The following is a 17231-nucleotide window of genomic DNA, read 5'->3' as shown; positions in this document are numbered from 1 at the left end:
TTCACTCCGAATAGGGAACGATGATGCCTTTTTCCATGAGAAGCCCTACCTCGTCTCTCGCCCTTTTTATCTTGGCCTCGGCCATGGCAAACAGTTCTTTTTCACTCAAATTAAGGCGTGCCACCTTCTGTTCCATGGCCTTTTTGCCAACGGCGGTTGCTTCCCTGGGGAATACCTCCCATTCATCCATAGTGGGGAGGAGATAGTCCTCGCTCAAACCTTTATCTTCAGCGCAGCGCGCCAATTCCATGGCGGCGGCAATACACATCTCGTCCGTAATAGTCCGCGCCATAACGTCAAGGGTACCTCTGAATATTGCCGGAAAGCCTATGGAATTATTGACCTGATTGGGAAAATCACTCCTGCCCGTGGCAACTATTCGCGCGCCCGCTTCTTTGGCATCCCATGGCCACATTTCGGGTATGGGGTTAGCGCACACAAATACAACCGCGTTGTCCGCCATGCCAGCGACCCAGGCCTTTTCAATCACGTCAGGGCCTTGTTTTGAAAGGGCGATAACCACATCCTGGCCCTTCATGGCTTCGCCGATGCCGCCATCCCTGTTCTCACCGTTTGTCATCTGACAGAGCTCTATCTTTTCCTTTCGGGCAGGCTCTATATCATCCCTTTTTCTGTTGAGAATACCCTTGCTATCCACAACAATGATCTTTTTGGGGTCCGCCCCCGCCTTAATGAGCATTCTTACAATACACACGTTAGCAGCGCCTATGCCGATCATGGTGATTTTCGCGTCACTCAACTTCTTTTTGACAACCTTCAGGGCATTGATAAGTCCTGCAAGGGTCACCGCCGCGGTCCCCTGCTGGTCGTCGTGCCAAACGGGAATGGGCGCTTCCGCCCGGAGTTTTTCGAGCACATAGAAGCATTTGGGGTTCTCTATATCTTCCAGGTTTATGCCTCCAAAAGCAGGCGCTATGATCTTGACCGTGCGTATGATTTCATCGGGGTCTTTTGTATCGAGGCAGATAGGAAAAGCATCTACACCGCCCAGGTACTTAAAGAGTAACGCCTTCCCCTCCATAACGGGCAGTCCGGCCAGAGGCCCTATATCGCCTAAGCCCAGGACCCTTGTCCCGTCCGTCACTATCCCCACCATATTGGCCTTGTTGGTATATTCAAAAACCTTCTCGGGATGAGCGTGGATTTCTTTGCACGGTTCAGCTACCCCCGGCGTGTACCATATGGCAAAATCATTGATGTCTCTGATGACACATTTAGGCACGACCTCGATCTTGCCCTTGTAGTAGGGATGCATTTTCATGGCATCCTGAGCCGGTTTCTTTGCATTTGCTATGAGTTCTTCCTTGGTCACTTTTGAATTCTTCATGATTTCTCCTGATCTTGGCGCTTAAACAGACTGGAACATTGTATAAAGAATTTTACAAAAAGAAAATAACAATCTCACGTAATGCATGTTCATGCTCCGTCGACAGGCGCAAAGAACGGGATGCCGCCGCTCGCAAATCGGCAAGGACCCGCATCCATCATTCAATTGACAGCCCAAACTCAATAGAACCATTGACAAAGCATGTCAAAATCGCTTATTTTATATGCACATGATGGGCCTATAGCTCAGCTGGAAGAGCCACCGGCTCATAACCGGTAGGTCCCTGGTTCGAACCCAGGTGGGCCCATATTTAAATGATATGAAAAAAACAAATTTATGTCCGAGACAAACGCCAGACTCTAATAAGAGGGGGTGCACCATATGGTGCACCCCCTTTAAATTTTCGGAGGACCTCACGTGGAGCAAGAATTAAGCACCATCTATGAAGCACAGAAAATTGAACTGCAGATAATCGAGAAGGAACGCAAATTATCCTATGCCCCAAAAGCAATACAAAAAATGGATGAGGAGTTGAACGGCCTAAAAACCAAAGCAGAAAAAGAGAAAGAGATCATCGAGGAGCTTGAAAAAGAGCGCAAAAAGAAAGAAAAGGAACTGGAAGTCGATAAGGATAAAATCAAGAAACTCGAAGCCAAGCTCTACGAAGTAAAAACAAATAAAGAATACCAGGCCATGCTCAAAGAGATAGAGACGGTCAAGGCAGCTAATGATCAGATTGAAGAGGATGTCCTCGTCTTAATGGATAAAGTGGAAGATTTAAAGAAAGACCAGGTCTCTTCCGCAGCACATCTCAAGAAAAGGGAGAAAGAGATCGAAGCGGAGAAAGGTAAGATTGAAAAAGAGATGCAATCCGTGGACAAGATCATAGAAAAACTTAAGACGGAACGGGATAATCTTTTATCCGTTGTGAGCGACCGACTGAGGTCCATCTACAGGATGCTCGCGGAAAAAAGAAACGGAGTCGCGGTCGTCAATGTAAAAGGCGGGGTCTGTCTCGGCTGTTACATGAATATACCCCCTCAGCTCTTCATCGAGGTCACGAAGAATAAAGAACTCATACAGTGTCCGAGTTGCAACAGGATACTCTATTTCATAGAAAACGAATGATGGCCTGGGAGATTTACGTAGACGGGGCTTCCTCCGGCAATCCGGGAGATTCCGGCGCGGGTATCTATATCCGCGACGGCAACGGGCGGGAGGTACTTCAAGAGAGCATTTCTCTCGGAACCATGACGAACAATATGGCTGAATATGAGGCGCTCGTCAGGGGCTTGCATAAGGCCATAGAATATGCTGCAAGAGATGTCATCGTTTATACCGATTCTCAGCTCGTGGCAAATCAGGTAACCGGTGCATACAAAATACATAACGATAGAATGCGGCAATATGTGCTTGAGGTAAAAAAAATTGTGGGCAATTTCGACCATTTTGCAATACAATATATACCAAGGGAACGTAACAGGATTGCCGATAAGCTTGCGAAGAATGGTATACAAAAAGGGTAGACGGGTGATCGCGGGTGAAAACCTGAGGAAAGTCCGGGCATCAAGGGGCAGAATGGTTCTTAACGAGAACTGGGGGCAACCCTAAGGAAAGTGCAACAGAAAATATACCGCCCCGCCTTAAAGGGGTAAGGGTGAAAAGGTGAGGTAAGAGCTCACCAGCGTCCGGGTGACCGGGCGGCTTGGCAAACCCCATTCGATGCAAGGCCAAAGAGGGTGTCGCCGAAAGGCGACAGGGATGGCCCGTCCTAAACCCGGGTAGGCCGCAAAAGGTTCAGGGCAACCTGGATCTTCAGAGGAATGATCACCGTTCCGCTTGCGCGGAAAACAGAACCCGGCTTACAGTCTACCCTTTTTAGATTTCTGACACGTTTGAAGTTATGATTCTGGAACCTGATCTATGCGCAGGAGAAGTCGCCAACGAGTAAGCTCGTCGCCCCTTGTTGAGAGGAATGGTGCTTTTCGATGAAGGAGGTCGGAATGGTTTTCGTTGTCGTGGGAATGCCTGCATCGGGCAAGAACATAGCCCGCCTCTACGCGGAGGAACGCTTGATCCCGTACTTTGCGACGGGCGATATCGTGCGCCGGGAGATCGCGAAAAGAGGCCTTAACGCGAGCGCGGAAAACACCAGCATTGTCTCTACCGAAATGCGGGGTGAAGATGGCATGGGTGTTACCCGAATGGCGCTTTCGGCGGCTCTTGCATGCGAGAGTCCCATTGTTTTTGTGGAAGGGATGCGCTCATGGCCCGAAATTGAGCTGATCCGCAGTGAGACCGGCTGTCTCGTTATCGCATTTGTCACCCCGCGACAGACAAGGCGTGACCGGATGAAATCGCGCGCCAGAGCGGATGACCTCCCCTCGGCCTTTGATGAAAGGGATTTACGAGAAATAGCGTACGGGACAGCCGTCCCTGTGGCTCTCGCCGACGCATATATACTCAACACGGGCACCATGGATGAGGCCCTGGCCGACCTCGATGCCCTGGTCAAAACATCCACACCAGAACCGTTGAGGGCCACATCGGTTAAATGACCAGCCACAGATGACGAAAGACCGACAAATAAAACAAATCCTCGCGCTTCTCATCCTCTCTTATGCCGTTCTGTTCTACGGCATAGGCGACTATTCCCTGAAAGAACCCGATGAAGGAAGATACGCGGAGATACCCCGCGAGATGAACGAACTCCACGACTACATCGTGCCCCATCTCAACTACGTCAGGTATTTCGAAAAGCCACCTCTGCTCTATTGGGTCGACGCGTTGTCGTTTAAAGTGTTGCGCACAAACGAATGGTCCTTCAGGTTCCCTAATGCGCTCAGTGCCCTGCTCTGTGTTCTTTTTCTTTTTATCTTCGCCCGGCGATGGCTCGGCCGGGAGTCGGCGTTTCTGTCGTCCATCATACTCATCACCTGTTTCGGCTTTTTTGCTATGGCGAGAATTGTTACCATCGACATGCTTTTCACGCTCTGTCTGTTCCTCGCGCTCCTCTCCTTCCATGAGTTCTATAGGGAAAGGAAACCTTTCTTCATCTATCTCTTTTATGCAGTCCTTGGCGCCGCAACCCTGGCAAAGGGGCCTGTAGCCCTTATATTGCTCGGCGCTACAATCCTCATTTTCCTTGTTACCGAGCATAACCTTCATTTTGTACCGGAGATGAGACTGATACGGGGTCTCGCTATCTACCTCGTCATCACGCTCCCCTGGATTGTAGCCATATCATTCAGGGAAAAGGAGTTCCTCTATTTTTTCTTTGTGGACCAGCACTTCCTCAGATTCCTGACGTCAAGACATAACAGGAGCGGCCCCATTTACTATTTCCTTCCGGTTTTGTTCGGAGGCATGTTTCCCTGGTCTATATTCATACCACGGGCCATGGCGCACCTCTTTAGGGATAAAAGTCTCAGACTCATGGTGATCTGGGCCGCCGTTGTCTTCGTCTTCTTCAGTATATCGGGGTCAAAGCTGCCGCCGTATATCCTGCCCGTATTTCCGCCGCTTGCCATGGTACTCGGCCACTTCTTCCAGGAAAAATGGGGGTCCTTAGCGAACAGATGGGCCGAAGGTCTCGTTTATGCGTTCATTTTTCTCATTTTCGCGCTGGCCGCAGCGCTTCTTTCTTTCTCTCCTTTGAGTGCGTACGTAAAGAACATGTCGACCGATGCGCCCCTCATCATGAAGAACCTCGCTCTTTTTTCCATATGGATATCCCTTTGCTCTTTCATTGCAGGCTTTTTGTTTCTGTCCGGAGGCCTAACCAGGTATTCACGGATTGTTATCCTTCTTTCGTTTTTTTCATTTGCCGTGGTGTGTGGGATACTTCTCAACCTCGGCGTGGTTGACAGACTGAACACAGCCAAAAACCTCGCCGTCATGATCAATCAGGAAAAGGCCAAGGCAGACTATGTCATCGACTATTCATCCTATGACCAGACGCTTCCCTTTTATATGAGGCGTGGCATTACCATAGCCTCGTATACGGGAGAGCTCGAGATGGGCGCCAAGTATGAAGACGCAAAGGACATTTTTATCAGCGATGCGGCGTTTCTCGATCTCGTCTCGTCAGAAAAGAACGTCCTTTTTGTGACAAAGCAAAAGAGGATAAAGACTCTTGAAGAACACTTCCCAGGACGGATCCATGTGCGCGCATGTGAAAACGATAGATGCCTTGTTGCAAATTACTGACAGGCCCTTGAGGCGAGCCGTAGAAACTATTTCGGCGATCGTGCTGTCAGCGCTCCTTTTTTTAATACCCTTCAGCGAGGTCACAGCGGCTGAAACCACAAAGATTGCAAAGCTTAAGAAAGAACTGTCTCAGATGGTAAAGGAAGAGGCATTTGAGTCCAGCGAACTCGGGATCGCGGTCGAGTGGGCAAGAACCGGCGAGCCGCTCTTTACGCTCAACCAAAAAAAACGCTTCATCCCTGCATCGAATATGAAGCTTTTCACGTCTGCTGCAGCCCTCTTATCTCTGTCGCCCGATTTTACCTATGAAACGAAGGTAATGACTGATGCCGCCGTCGAATCAGGGGTCCTCAAGGGAAACTTGATTATAGTCGCTTCCGGTGATCCGACTATATCCGGCTATTTTAACCACAATAACCCCACAGAAGTCTTTGAGGCGTGGGCCGATTCGCTTATACGAGCAGGCATCAATCAGATCGAGGGCGATATTATTGTAGACAACTCTTATTTCAATGACAGTCCTTTTGGAATGGGCTGGCGCATAGATGATATGGATCGCTGTTATTCGGTCCCAAGAGACGCCTTTTCATTCAACAATAATTGCCTCGCCCTTACTATATCCCCGGCAGGAAGCTCAGGCGCACCCGCCACGGTAGAAATCGAGCCTATGACCCGGTATATGAAAATCCTGAACGCCGCCGTGACTGCCGATTCACGCGAAAGCTTTGACGTTGGGGTAGCTTACGGGGCAGATCCATATACGATTGTTGTATCGGGTGTTGTCCCTGTCAATCACGGAAATTCCGTGAAATATTTGTCCGTGAAAAATCCGGCTGAGTTCGGCGCATTTGTTTTTAAAGAAAGTTTGACCATGAAAGGTGTGGCGCTCCACGGAAAAATAGTCTGCCTGCAGGGTGAATGTTCCCAAATTAGAGATTTCGGCCCGCTACCTACCGGCGTGTCCGCATCATCCCTGCGCACTCTTGCCGTCTACCGTTCCCCTAAACTATCCGAAATTCTCAAGGTCATAAACAGAATCAGCAATAATCTCTATACCGAACAATTGTTTCTCACGCTCGCCAGAGAGAATCAGAGACAGGGCGACTCTGCGCAGGCTATGAAAACCGTCAGGGATATCCTCGCCAAAGCCGGACTCGATACGCGAGGGCTCTTCATGGCAGACGGTTCCGGGCTCTCGCGGCTTAATCTCATTACACCGGAACAGACCGTTAGCCTCCTCCGTATCATGGCGGCAAACGCCTATTTTAACGTGTTCTATGATTCTCTTGCGAGCCCCGGTCAAGAGGGCACTCTGAAGAACTGGCCGCATGAAGCGCTTTCCTCCCCGATCCGTGCGAAAACGGGGACAATGATGCACGTGAGAAACCTCTCAGGCTACGTCACTACATCGGACGGTGAGCTCATCGCCTTCTCATTCCTCTGCAACAACTATGATGGCGACAGAACGGTTGTCGACGGTCTTTACAACCGCATTCTTCAGAAACTCTCAAGCTTTTCCCGAAGGCAGAATCTGCATGTAAGCGCTTTTAATGCACGTGCGCGCACGCGCCATCAGGTTCGACCCAGGTAGTAGTCGTACAGGGCCTTGCCTACAAAGAAATCAGCCCACGCCACGCCGATGTCAGGTAGCAAGGAATTCATAATCCACTGACTCGGGGGGACGTGCTTGACCATAAAAGAGGCGATGCTAAAATGGGTCATCAATATGGTACCGAATATAACGATGAGGCCGTTTAACAGATACCCGTATGCGGCCGTTTTTCTGAACAGGAAGAGGGTTGTCACCAGAAACACATCGATGAAAGGCATAAGATTCGACAAGAAATATGTCCCACTGAAATGAAGCGCTCCGGGACTCATTTTGTCGGCGATCATAAAGTGATGTATTCTCAAGTGCAGCATAAAGCCGCCGAGCGCGAGAAAAAGGAGGGCAAAGATGAGCGATCTTCTTATCATGTTTCCCATCCGTCAAAAGAATTTGACCGCATGTCCCAGGTAGAGCGTAAAGGCCACCGCAGCCGCGTGCAGAATCCACCAGCCCGGCTTGAATCTCATGAAGTGGCGTATCATGTTATCTCCACAGCAAATGACCGATTGCGTAGACCGCCGATATGCCGACGAAGTGAATGACCCACCACAGGGGTCTTAAGAAAGAAGTCTTGACCCACAGATTTGATCGCTCCATGATTGGCTCACCTTCTTCGCCCATTCGAGAGTGTTGCTTTCCGCCCCGTTTAGAACCTGCATCCTATTATCGAAGATAAGTCATCATAAGGCGCACTTTCAAGGGGCACTGCAGCATGCGATCTTAACGCGACTGACCGTAACGGTGTGTCTGTCTATCCGAATCTGTGGCTTATGCCATATCCCCCCGTGGGAAATCGCCATTCGATATTGAGATGAGGGCAGCCGATGCGGCAGGAGCCACATTCCAGGCATCCCTCGTAGGAGACGCTGATCCGGTCTTTTTCGAGTCTGTACACATTGGCAGGGCAAAAGTAGAGACAGGGCTGCTCCTCGCATGCGTTCATGCAGATTGTCGGGTCAACGATCCGGATATGGGCAGTTTCGTCCACGCGAAAACGGTCGAGGAACAGTTTGTCTTCAACCTTTGCGGTCATCTTACACTCCTTAATCCGTGCCAGAAGATCTTAAGCAATCTTCGTAGTGAGATATCTCGCCTGATCTTTCTCCAAATGGCTTTTTGTTTCACCTTCTTCGGCTTTCCGTCCACGGTAAGCATTTGACGGGCTGCAAAGCTTGCGAGCTCAGGCAGCACCGTAAAAAGTTCATGATGGTGAAGCCGGAATTCGTTGAAGCCCCGGTACTTCTTCATATCAGGCATGATATAGGAGTTCCGCAACCGATCCGCGTAGCCCGCCAATCCGTGTTGCGTGAAGTCGCCCTTATTGAAAGCTTCGATAATGGTCTCGGCTGCTAACCGGCCGGACGTCATCGCCATATTAGACCCCTCGCGGTGCAGGGCGTTAAACAACATACCGGAATCACCGGCAATAAGAAACCCGTCGCCTGAGAGCCGGGGGATACTGTCGTACCCACCCTCGGCTATCCAATGGGCCATGTATTCCTTGGGTTGCCCGTCTTTGATCAGAGGCACTACCATGGGGTGGGATTTAAACTCTTCCAGCATTTCATACGGTCTGATCTTCCGTTCCATAAGGTCGGAAAGATTGGCCCCTATGCAAAGGGAGAGAGACTTTTTATTCGTGTAGATCACCGCGATGCCGTCCATGCCGCCGGTCATCTCCCCCAAGATTTCTGCAGTCACCCCCTGGCCTGTTGTCACCCCGAACCGCTCATTGATCGTCTCCTCGGATAGCTCAATAACCTCTTTGACCGCAAGCGCCACATCACGAGGCCGCGGCTCAGGACGAAATCCTGTCTTAGCCGCGAGGGCCGAGTTGATTCCGTCGCCAAGCAACACCACCCTTGATTCCGTTGCTCCATCGGGGCGATCCGTTTGAATACCGACGACGTGGTTCCGGCTGTTTCTGAGTAAACCCGTCACCACCGTGCCTGGCACAAGAAGGACGCCCTGTGATTGTGCTTGATTCGCAAACCACCGGTCGAATTTTGCCCGCCCAACCGTAAACGAATTGAACGGTTTTTTCTCTGCGAATACCCTATCCCTAAAGGCCACGCTATATCCGCCATCCCTCGCGAGATACCAGAGTCGTGATTCAATGATATTGCGCTCAACGGGGCAATCCCGGTCCATGAAATCCGGGATAATCTCCGCCAGGTCATGTCCGTAGAGAACGCCTCCCGAAATATTCTTGGCCCCGGGATACATTCCCCGCTCAAAAATTACCGTCTTAATGCCTTTGCTGGCGAGGATATATGCCGCCGAGATGCCTGCCGGTCCCGCGCCCACGATGGCTACATCAAATCTTTCCTGCATATCATTATCCTGATCTGATACGGTTTGCCCGTATCCGCAACTTTTCGATCATCACCGGCACTACCTGTCTGTAGTCGCCCACGATCCCCGCATCAGCAACACTGAAGATGGGCGCCCTCGGATCGGAGTTAACCGCAACGACCTTGGCTGAACCCTGCATGCCCACAAGATGCTGTACGGCCCCTGACACCCCGATTGCGAGATAGAGATCCGGCGCCACGGTCTTCCCCGTCTGGCCGACCTGACGCTCGTAGGGCATCAAACCGGCTTCGACAACAGGCCTTGAACACGCTACCACCCCTCCGACGAGATCGGCAAGTTGTTGAAGCATGGGCATGGTCTCGGGATCACACGCCCCCTTTCCCGCGACAACGAGCGCAGGAAACCTTGTGATATCAACGGCGTCCGTATCTGCCGCATCCCTTATGAAATCAATGATCTCGGGAACAGCTCCCAGGGGAGGCGTGTACGGATATGCGTATATACTGCCCGTCCTGGTATTGTCCTTCGGATGAAGCCGGAAGACTTTTGGCCGAACCGTGCTCATCTGCGGGCGATGGCGCTCACAGAAGATGGTGGCCATGATGTTACCTCCGAATGTGGGTCTTGTCATGAGGAGCATCTTCTTTTCTTCATCGATATCAAGGCTTGTGCAGTCCGCCGTCAGTCCTGTTTGAATCTCGGTGGCGACCACGCTCGCCAAATCCCTGCCGACGGACGTGGCTCCGATGAGTACGATCGCCGGTTTCACGGTGCGACAGAGGTTGGCCAGCGCAGCCCCGTAAGACTTTGAAAAATAGGTTCCAAGCAAAGGGTCGTCAACTACATGGACTTCGTCACATCCGTACGCGATTGCCTCTTGAGCGATATGGCCCGCATCCCTGCCGATAAGAAAACCGATCACTTTGGTCTTGAGCTTTTGCGCCAATTCACATGCCGCCCCGGCAAGCTCCCATGAAACCGGTGCCCCCCGACCATCCCTTATCTCAATAAAGATGGCAACGCCCTGATAGTTGGCAAGGGCAACGTTTACGGTCTCTTCCTTCCTGATGGTGGTTCCCTTTCGCCGTATCCTTTCAAACTTGACGGCATTCACAGGACAGACATCGAAACATTTGCCGCAGCCGATGCAGACTTCGGGATCTATGACCGCAGTGCCACCGGACATCTCAATCGCACCCACAGGGCATTCAGCAACACAGATCTGACATCCGATACACTTGTCGGAAATAATCTCGGCTATTTCGATACCCTTTGAATTCTTAGGCATATCGTTCAGAGCACCTCGCGCTTCAGCAACTTTGAGGCAAATGTTTCATCGAGCAGTATGATGCTCAGGCACTTCTCCACTGCCTCGTCAACTTCATCGCGAGCGTCAAGAAGCGGTCCTCCTTGCTTCAGAGGAGGGGAGAATATCTTTCTCACCCACGTGGGAGAGCCCTTTAAGCCGAGCCTATCGGGGTCCGCCTCGATGGTTGCACCGTTCCATACAGGAATATCAATCCGGATGGAATGCATGAGCCGGGGAAGAGAAGCCCGTCTCGGCTTCGCGAGATCGAGCTCACAGGTAAGCACGGCGGGAATTACACCCCGGACGACTTGCGAGCCGCCTTCGACTTTCCGCTCTACCGTGATGGTACGGGCTTTTTCATCAATCTCTCTGATCTTAACAACATAGGTCAACTGGGTATAACCGAGGCCGGTGGCGACACCCGGTCCAACCTGGGCGGTATCTCCGTCGATGGCCTGCTTTCCACAGAGAATCAGATCCACGGGGTTAGTACGTCCGATATGCTCGATGGCCTTTGTAAGCGTATAGCCCGTCGCGAGCGTATCGGCCCCGGCAAACGCCCGGTCAGAAAGAAGCACTGCCTGATCAGCGCCCAGGGCTATTGCCTCTCTTAACACCTCTTCGGCTTGAGGCGGTCCCATACTCACTGCGGTGACGCGTCCGCCGTACCTGTCTTTTATGGATAATGCCGCCTCAAGGGCCACCATATCATAAGGATTGGCGATCGACTCTACCCCTGCCCGAATCAGCGTATTGGTTTCCGGATCAATCTTCACCTCCGCAGTATCAGGTACCTGCTTTATGCAACAGACAACGTGCATGCCACATCCTTCGTCAGTTAAGAATACGAATTACGGATCGACCTATGCTCATCTCATATAATATAAGTACAAAAAGATAGATAGCCAGGCATGGCGACCGCTATCGAAGATTTCCGAGGCTCGCCTATCGGCCAAGAAAGGCCGCGTAATTGCGCAGCACGGGCTTAAGCGCACCTTACAAGGCGGCCGAAAGGCCGTGGTCGCAGGAGGTGAGAAAAGATGCGTCAAGGGCAATTGCGCGCGATACCAGGCTCGGGTTGCGACGAAAGAGTCCGACGTTAGGGCTTGCTGGATATAAATTTGTTTAGGATTGCTTTTGCGGGCCGCTTATATACCGATCACGCCTATCCGATAATCTCCGTGACCGGAAGGGCCGCAATATCAACAAATCTCTGTTTGCTTGTGTCATCACCGCTCGCGAGATCGACCACGCGCGAGAAGACTTTCTCAACAAAGACATCTCTGTCATGGATCCGTTTGGTTACGCCGAAACGTAGCGTGTTCCTATTTTCTTCGGTGAGTTCGTTCATAAGGTTTTTCGTCGTAATAATCGAGCCAAACCGGGCCAGATTTGAGAGTCTCGAAGCGTAGTTGATGGTGTCGCCCAGGGCGGTAAACTCTACGTTCGTCGACGACGGGGTGGTTGTACTGAAATATTCACGGCCCTCATTGATACCCATATTGAGGTAAAGGTCATTGATCCATTTCTTACGAATCTTCCACTCGCTGGAGAACCGTTCCATTCTTTCACGAATCTCCAGTGCACAGTTGATCGAATTCATGATGTAATTGGGATCCTGCTTCTTGAGAAAGTAATAGACAACACCATCGCCTATCCGCTTTCCAAAGATACCATTGAATTTCTTGAAGGACTCTTCGAGGAGCCTCCACATAGAGTTTATCAGTTCGAAATATTCTTCCGGTTGGAGCTCGGCACATATGCGCACAGAACTCTGAAGGTCAGCGACCAGTACGCTGAACGAAACAAGAGTCGGCAGTCTTTTTTGCAAGAGGTCTCTCACCACCATCTCACGGTTCGACAGGTACTCGGTGATGCCTTCGGGCACGTTATCGGCCGACAAATAGAGGAAGAACATACCTTCTCTAAAAAACGTCGTATAGGTAACGTACTTTTCCTCGGGCTTACCCTTTTCCGCAACGGTGACGGGCTGTTGGTAGATCTTTTCCATGGGTATATCCTTGGCCTTATCGAAGGCCTTCTGCAGGTAATCTACTTCCTTACCGGATATGCCCGTGTAAAGACTGTCGATATTCTCCTTCTTCGATTTTGCCCTGAAAAAGGTCATGTGATAGTTGAGGAATTCTTCCCAGTTCTTTATGAAATGGCTGAATTCCCAGTTGAGAAACAGACGAAAAACGTTCCTGTATTCAACATCCCTGATCGTCTTGATGCTTTTACCAAAGATTGACTCTTCGGCCTGTGCATTGATCCATTCAATTTCGAATTGATAGTTGAGAAGATAGGCGGGAGTACGGAGGTCCTCCAAAGTGAGCCGCAGTCCGTTGCCACCTATTTCCAGTATTTTCTTAACTTTTTCGTCTAAGAGCGTGTTTTTTTTGTCGATTTGAACGCTATGATCGTCTGCCTGCTGCTCCTTCATCCGTTTGATGATTTCCTCCATTGTTTCCCCCTCATCCCTAGCCCGCTTCACCTTGTTGACTATATCCACAACCCCTATGGGGAAACAAACGACCAAGCTTTCATCGGCATTCTTTATGATATTTGGTCTTGGTACGATACCTACCTTTATGTAGTTATTCAGGGTGGATCGAGAGATGTCGCACTTGCTCAGCAACTCCTCGCTACTGATCCACTTTTCATTTTCGCTCTTAAACTGCAAATTATCACTCTTGGTATCTTGCATGGCATACCGTCATAGAGTAAATAATATACAGTTTAAAACAATTGTCAAGAAAAAAATGTGAGTCTAATCACGCAGTTTAATTGTACACTTTAAGTAATAGGTGAGGAAATTATCCAAAAACTTTCAGAATAAATTGGGTTGTATTGGCAAAAAGCCAATGAAGCCGGATCATTACGAGTGAGCCTAACCATGTCGATACTGAACGCCGAATTCGCCGCGCGGGTAAACCCAGTTGATCGCACCCTCTTTGCACGCAACCATACATGTGCCGCATTCGAGGCATCCTGCGTACTCTACTTTCATTTCGTCGTGTTCCTCATCATATTCGTACAGGTGACCGGGGCACACAAACAAGCAGTACCTGGTGGTACACTTTGCCCTGCATGTCGCATGATCAATCCTGATATGGCTTTCCTTATCGGTCTTAAAGGCATCGAGGGCCAGCTTTTCGTCTATGCGCATATTCTATCCACCTCAGATCTTTCTTATATGGTAGAGGTCTTTTATTCTTTTAAAACTGAGCATGCCTGATGACTTGAGTTCATTCCACAGGGATCTTCCTAATCTCTCCTTAGGGCCTTCCCCGAACCACATGATCTTTTCCAAAAAACCGGGAAAACGTTCGGGATAGAAGGAAAAGAAGTCTTCGTGCTCAAGATATTCGGTCATCTCGCGGGAGGCCTCGAAGTCCTGCAATACGAAGGTTTCTCGCAATCGTTTTTCGTATGATGCGAGGCTCGCCGCAGAAAAATCTCCCCTGTCTTTCGCTTGAAAAATGGTCTCAGCAGCAAGGATTCCGGAAACTATCGCAAAATCCATACCGCGCACCGTGACACCCATGTTCAGCGCAAAACCGGCCGCGTCCCCGGTTACGATGATACCGTTGCCATAGAGCTTGGAGAGGGATTTATATCCGCCCTCGGGTATGATGTGGGCCGAATATTCGACGAGATTTCCTCCGTCCAAGAGCCTTCTTATCTCGTAGCGTTCTTTGAAGGCGTCAATCAGGGTGTACGCATCAATAGGAGGGGTCCTTTCCATGAGCCCCTCTATACCGGCCACCACGCCTATGGAAACCGTATCTCTGTTGGTATAAAGAAATCCACCTCCGAAAATACCCTTTGTTACGTCACCTGCAAATAGGTGTGCAACGCCTTGGCCCGTCTCTACGTTGAATCTGTCATTTATCTTTCCCTCGGGCAGTTCTATGATCTCTTTCATAGCCAGGGCGTATCTCTCTGGTGCCAGCCTGGATTTGAGCCCTGCCTTTTCCGCCATAAACGAGAGCACACCATCCGATGCGACCACGACGTGAGCGCGAATCTCCTCGCTGCCTGCCCTGATACCTGACACCAAGCCTTCCTCCCAGATCAAATCGTCAACCTTATGCCTGGATATGACGAAAACGCCCTTTGACGTCAACTTTTCCGAGAGCCATCTGTCAAAGCGCGCGCGGAGCACCGTGTAGCTGTGCCCCTCTCTTCTTAATCGATCACCGGTAAAATCTACGGTGATCGAATTCTCTTTCGCGAGAAGGCTCAGACGCTCACGAACGACCTGCCTCTCGAAAGGAGCTTCGTCAAGCATATCGCCGATAAAAGGCTTTATCGGCAGAGTGTAAAGGCGTCCGCCGGTCACGTTTTTGCTCCCGGGGAAATCTCCTCTCTCTACAACGATAACTTGAAGCCCTTTTTCGGCGAGCTTGTATGCGCAGGAAAGTCCCGCGAGTCCGGCACCCACTACGACAACGTCAATCTTTTCCATCTTAGCTTTCTTCTCTGACTCTCTTCAGCTCTTCCTTGAGCACGGGGAGCACGGTAAAAAGATCGTCAATGATTCCATAGTCGGCGTATTGAAAGATCGGGGCTTTGGGATCTTTGTTAATAGCCACGATCACCTTAGACGTATCCATGCCCATAATATGGTGGAGAGCCCCGGACACGCCACAGCCTATGTAGAGCTTGGGCGATACCGTCTTGCCGCTCTTGCCGATCTGATCATCATAATCTCTCCACTTGCTGTCCACGACGGAACGAGACGCGCCCACTCTTCCCCCCGAAAGATCGGCTATCTCTTCGAGCAACTGAAAATGTTCCGGACCCTTCATGCCCCTGCCGCCACAGATAATAAAATCAGTCTCCTGGAGATCGACCTTCTTGGAGGCTGTCTTTTCCACACTTAGTCTGACCAGTCGAGGATCCGGATTAATCTGCAACTGTTCTTCAACGATCTCTCCGTCGAGATCCCTCTTCTCCACGGTAAATGAGTTGGGCCTGAAGGTGACAAAGGCTGTTGAATCTCCCTTGCATTCGATCCAGGAAAAGACTTTTCCGCCGTAGAGGGGTTTCTTGATCCTGATAATGCTTTCGTTCACATCTATTCCGATGGCATCGGATACGATCGAACCCTTAAGCCTTACCGCGAGCCTGGGAAAGAAATCTTTTCCGGTCACGGTGGAAGCGCCGAGAACCATCCGCGGCACGTATTTTTTGAGAATCTGCTCGGACGCCATTGTATAGGTGTCCCAGCTATACTCGTGAAGCATCGCATGGTTCGCCACGATTACCTTGTCCGCGTAGGCTTTCAGGGATTCAGCAAGATCCTTTATGTCGTTTCCCATGATAACGGCGCATACCTCGCATCCGAGCTTGCCCGCTATCTGCTTGCCTTTGGAAAGTATTTCAAGGGACGCTTTGCGAACTGAGCGGTCCTTGCACTCTACGAGAACGAAAATATCTTTCGGCATTATGTTCCTCCTCTCATATCACCTTTGCATCTGCCTTCAATGCCTTCACAAGGTTTCTCACTTTCTCCTCGGGGGTTTCACCCTCCACGATCTTCACTGGCGGCCTCTGTGCAGGGGGTTCATAAGAGAGGATCGTTATATCCGACCCGTTTTTGCTTAAGCTTGGACTTGCCACCTTAAGGGTTGATGGATCAATCGTCGGTATTTCTGTCTTCATGGCCTTCATGACACCGGTAATGAGCGGCACACGAGGCTCGTTAAGTCCTTTCTGAGCAGTAAGGAGGGCGGGCATTTCCACCTGAGAAATCTGTTTACCTCCTTCGATCTCGCTTTCAACTTTGATTCGCTTCCCGTCAAGGACCTCAATCTTAGTGACCCTGCTTACATGCGGGATTGTCAGATACTCGGCGACCATGGGGCCTATGTTCGCGTTCTCGTCATCAATGGCCTGTCTCCCGCACAGAATAAGATCGAAACCATCTGACGTGGCGAAGGATGCGAGCGTCTCTGCGATGATTAGGGGGTCATCGCTTTCATGAACGGTACTGTCAATGAGAAAGGCCCTATCAGCCCCCATGGCCACAGCAGTCCGGAGCGCCTCTATTGCCCTCGGCGGACCGTACGTGCAAACCGTAACCCGGACCTCTTTCATGCTTTCTTTGATTCTCACTGCTTCTTCCACGGCAAATTCATCGAAAAAATTAATGGCATACTTATTCTCTATTTCCAGCGCGTTTCGGTCATTGTTGATCACGATTCTCGCTTCCGTATCAGCCACCTGTTTAATAAAAACCAGAATATTCACTTTCCGTCCTCCCTCTCGCGCATCACCCTCTCCTGCGTCAAATCATGCAGATCTTTTGATCTTCAAGCATGTGAAACGACAAAATTTCGCATACTATATTTTATGAATGGAGGCCATTTGTCAAGCAAAAATTCAGAAGTTCCTTTATGCGGTGTGTTGAAAAGGGGGTAATTAAAGCTTAA

At 50.3% G+C, this 17231-nt stretch carries 16 protein-coding genes, 1 tRNA gene and 1 other RNA gene; 7 read left to right on the top strand and 11 right to left on the bottom strand.

The window, feature by feature from the left end; translation table 11 throughout:
• Position 1: 1 nt before the first annotated feature.
• The gene (locus VMT62_04635) at positions 2-1348 is read right to left on the bottom strand and encodes an NADP-dependent malic enzyme (protein ID HVN95691.1); all 1347 of its coding nucleotides are present in this window, start codon (positions 1346-1348) and stop codon (positions 2-4) included.
• 234 nt (positions 1349-1582) lie between these two features.
• Here VMT62_04635 and VMT62_04630 point away from each other — a divergent pair.
• The 7 genes from VMT62_04630 (at position 1583) to dacB (ending at position 7148) form a co-directional block, all read left to right on the top strand.
• A tRNA-Ile gene (locus VMT62_04630) sits at positions 1583-1655 on the top strand.
• 110 nt (positions 1656-1765) lie between these two features.
• A complete protein-coding gene (locus VMT62_04625) occupies positions 1766-2476 on the top strand; it encodes a C4-type zinc ribbon domain-containing protein (GenBank protein ID HVN95690.1) in 711 nt (236 codons plus the stop codon).
• The gene (locus tag VMT62_04620) at positions 2473-2874 is read left to right on the top strand and encodes a ribonuclease HI family protein (GenBank protein ID HVN95689.1); all 402 of its coding nucleotides are present in this window, start codon (positions 2473-2475) and stop codon (positions 2872-2874) included. Before VMT62_04625 ends, VMT62_04620 begins: the two co-directional genes overlap by 4 nt.
• Positions 2867-3229, top strand: an RNA gene (gene rnpB / locus VMT62_04615) — RNase P RNA component class A. The genes VMT62_04620 and rnpB overlap by 8 nt, the downstream gene beginning before the upstream one ends.
• A gap of 122 nt (positions 3230-3351) precedes the next feature.
• Positions 3352-3906 (top strand): AAA family ATPase, encoded by a 555-nt coding sequence (locus VMT62_04610; protein ID HVN95688.1) that lies wholly within the window; start codon positions 3352-3354, stop codon positions 3904-3906.
• Between the two features lie 10 nt (positions 3907-3916).
• Complete coding sequence (locus tag VMT62_04605; GenBank protein HVN95687.1) at positions 3917-5557, top strand: glycosyltransferase family 39 protein; 1641 nt, start codon at positions 3917-3919, stop codon at positions 5555-5557.
• Complete coding sequence (gene dacB, locus VMT62_04600) at positions 5523-7148, top strand: D-alanyl-D-alanine carboxypeptidase/D-alanyl-D-alanine-endopeptidase (GenBank protein ID HVN95686.1); 1626 nt, start codon at positions 5523-5525, stop codon at positions 7146-7148. The genes VMT62_04605 and dacB overlap by 35 nt, the downstream gene beginning before the upstream one ends.
• On the opposite strand, the gene VMT62_04595 is transcribed toward dacB, so the two are convergent.
• From VMT62_04595 to VMT62_04550, 10 genes are all read right to left on the bottom strand, one after another.
• On the bottom strand, positions 7130-7534 hold the full coding sequence (locus tag VMT62_04595; protein ID HVN95685.1) for a hypothetical protein: 405 nt from the start codon (positions 7532-7534) through the stop codon (positions 7130-7132). The genes dacB and VMT62_04595 overlap by 19 nt on opposite strands.
• A gap of 383 nt (positions 7535-7917) precedes the next feature.
• Positions 7918-8199: a 4Fe-4S dicluster domain-containing protein gene (locus VMT62_04590; protein ID HVN95684.1), complete on the bottom strand. Its 282-nt coding sequence runs from the start codon at positions 8197-8199 to the stop codon at positions 7918-7920.
• Complete coding sequence (locus VMT62_04585; protein HVN95683.1) at positions 8196-9500, bottom strand: FAD-dependent oxidoreductase; 1305 nt, start codon at positions 9498-9500, stop codon at positions 8196-8198. Before VMT62_04585 ends, VMT62_04590 begins: the two co-directional genes overlap by 4 nt.
• Positions 9501-9504: 4 nt before the next feature.
• Positions 9505-10770, bottom strand: coding sequence for an electron transfer flavoprotein subunit alpha (locus VMT62_04580; GenBank protein HVN95682.1), 1266 nt, complete (start codon positions 10768-10770; stop codon positions 9505-9507).
• Between the two features lie 5 nt (positions 10771-10775).
• On the bottom strand, positions 10776-11612 hold the full coding sequence (locus tag VMT62_04575) for an electron transfer flavoprotein subunit beta/FixA family protein (GenBank protein HVN95681.1): 837 nt from the start codon (positions 11610-11612) through the stop codon (positions 10776-10778).
• 344 nt (positions 11613-11956) lie between these two features.
• Positions 11957-13498: an adenylate/guanylate cyclase domain-containing protein gene (locus VMT62_04570; protein ID HVN95680.1), complete on the bottom strand. Its 1542-nt coding sequence runs from the start codon at positions 13496-13498 to the stop codon at positions 11957-11959.
• Positions 13499-13681: 183 nt separating this feature from the next.
• The gene (locus VMT62_04565) at positions 13682-13960 is read right to left on the bottom strand and encodes a 4Fe-4S dicluster domain-containing protein (protein ID HVN95679.1); all 279 of its coding nucleotides are present in this window, start codon (positions 13958-13960) and stop codon (positions 13682-13684) included.
• Positions 13961-13972: 12 nt separating this feature from the next.
• Complete coding sequence (locus VMT62_04560) at positions 13973-15262, bottom strand: FAD-dependent oxidoreductase (GenBank protein ID HVN95678.1); 1290 nt, start codon at positions 15260-15262, stop codon at positions 13973-13975.
• A gap of 1 nt (position 15263) precedes the next feature.
• Positions 15264-16244, bottom strand: a complete 981-nt coding sequence (locus VMT62_04555; protein ID HVN95677.1) for an electron transfer flavoprotein subunit alpha/FixB family protein — start codon at positions 16242-16244, stop codon at positions 15264-15266.
• 13 nt (positions 16245-16257) lie between these two features.
• Positions 16258-17049, bottom strand: a complete 792-nt coding sequence (locus tag VMT62_04550) for an electron transfer flavoprotein subunit beta/FixA family protein (GenBank protein HVN95676.1) — start codon at positions 17047-17049, stop codon at positions 16258-16260.
• Positions 17050-17231 lie beyond the last annotated feature (182 nt).

The organism is Syntrophorhabdaceae bacterium (assembly GCA_035541755.1).
Classification (GTDB): Bacteria; Desulfobacterota; Syntrophorhabdia; order Syntrophorhabdales; family Syntrophorhabdaceae; genus PNOF01.
This window is presented reverse-complemented; position numbering and strand designations above follow the sequence as displayed.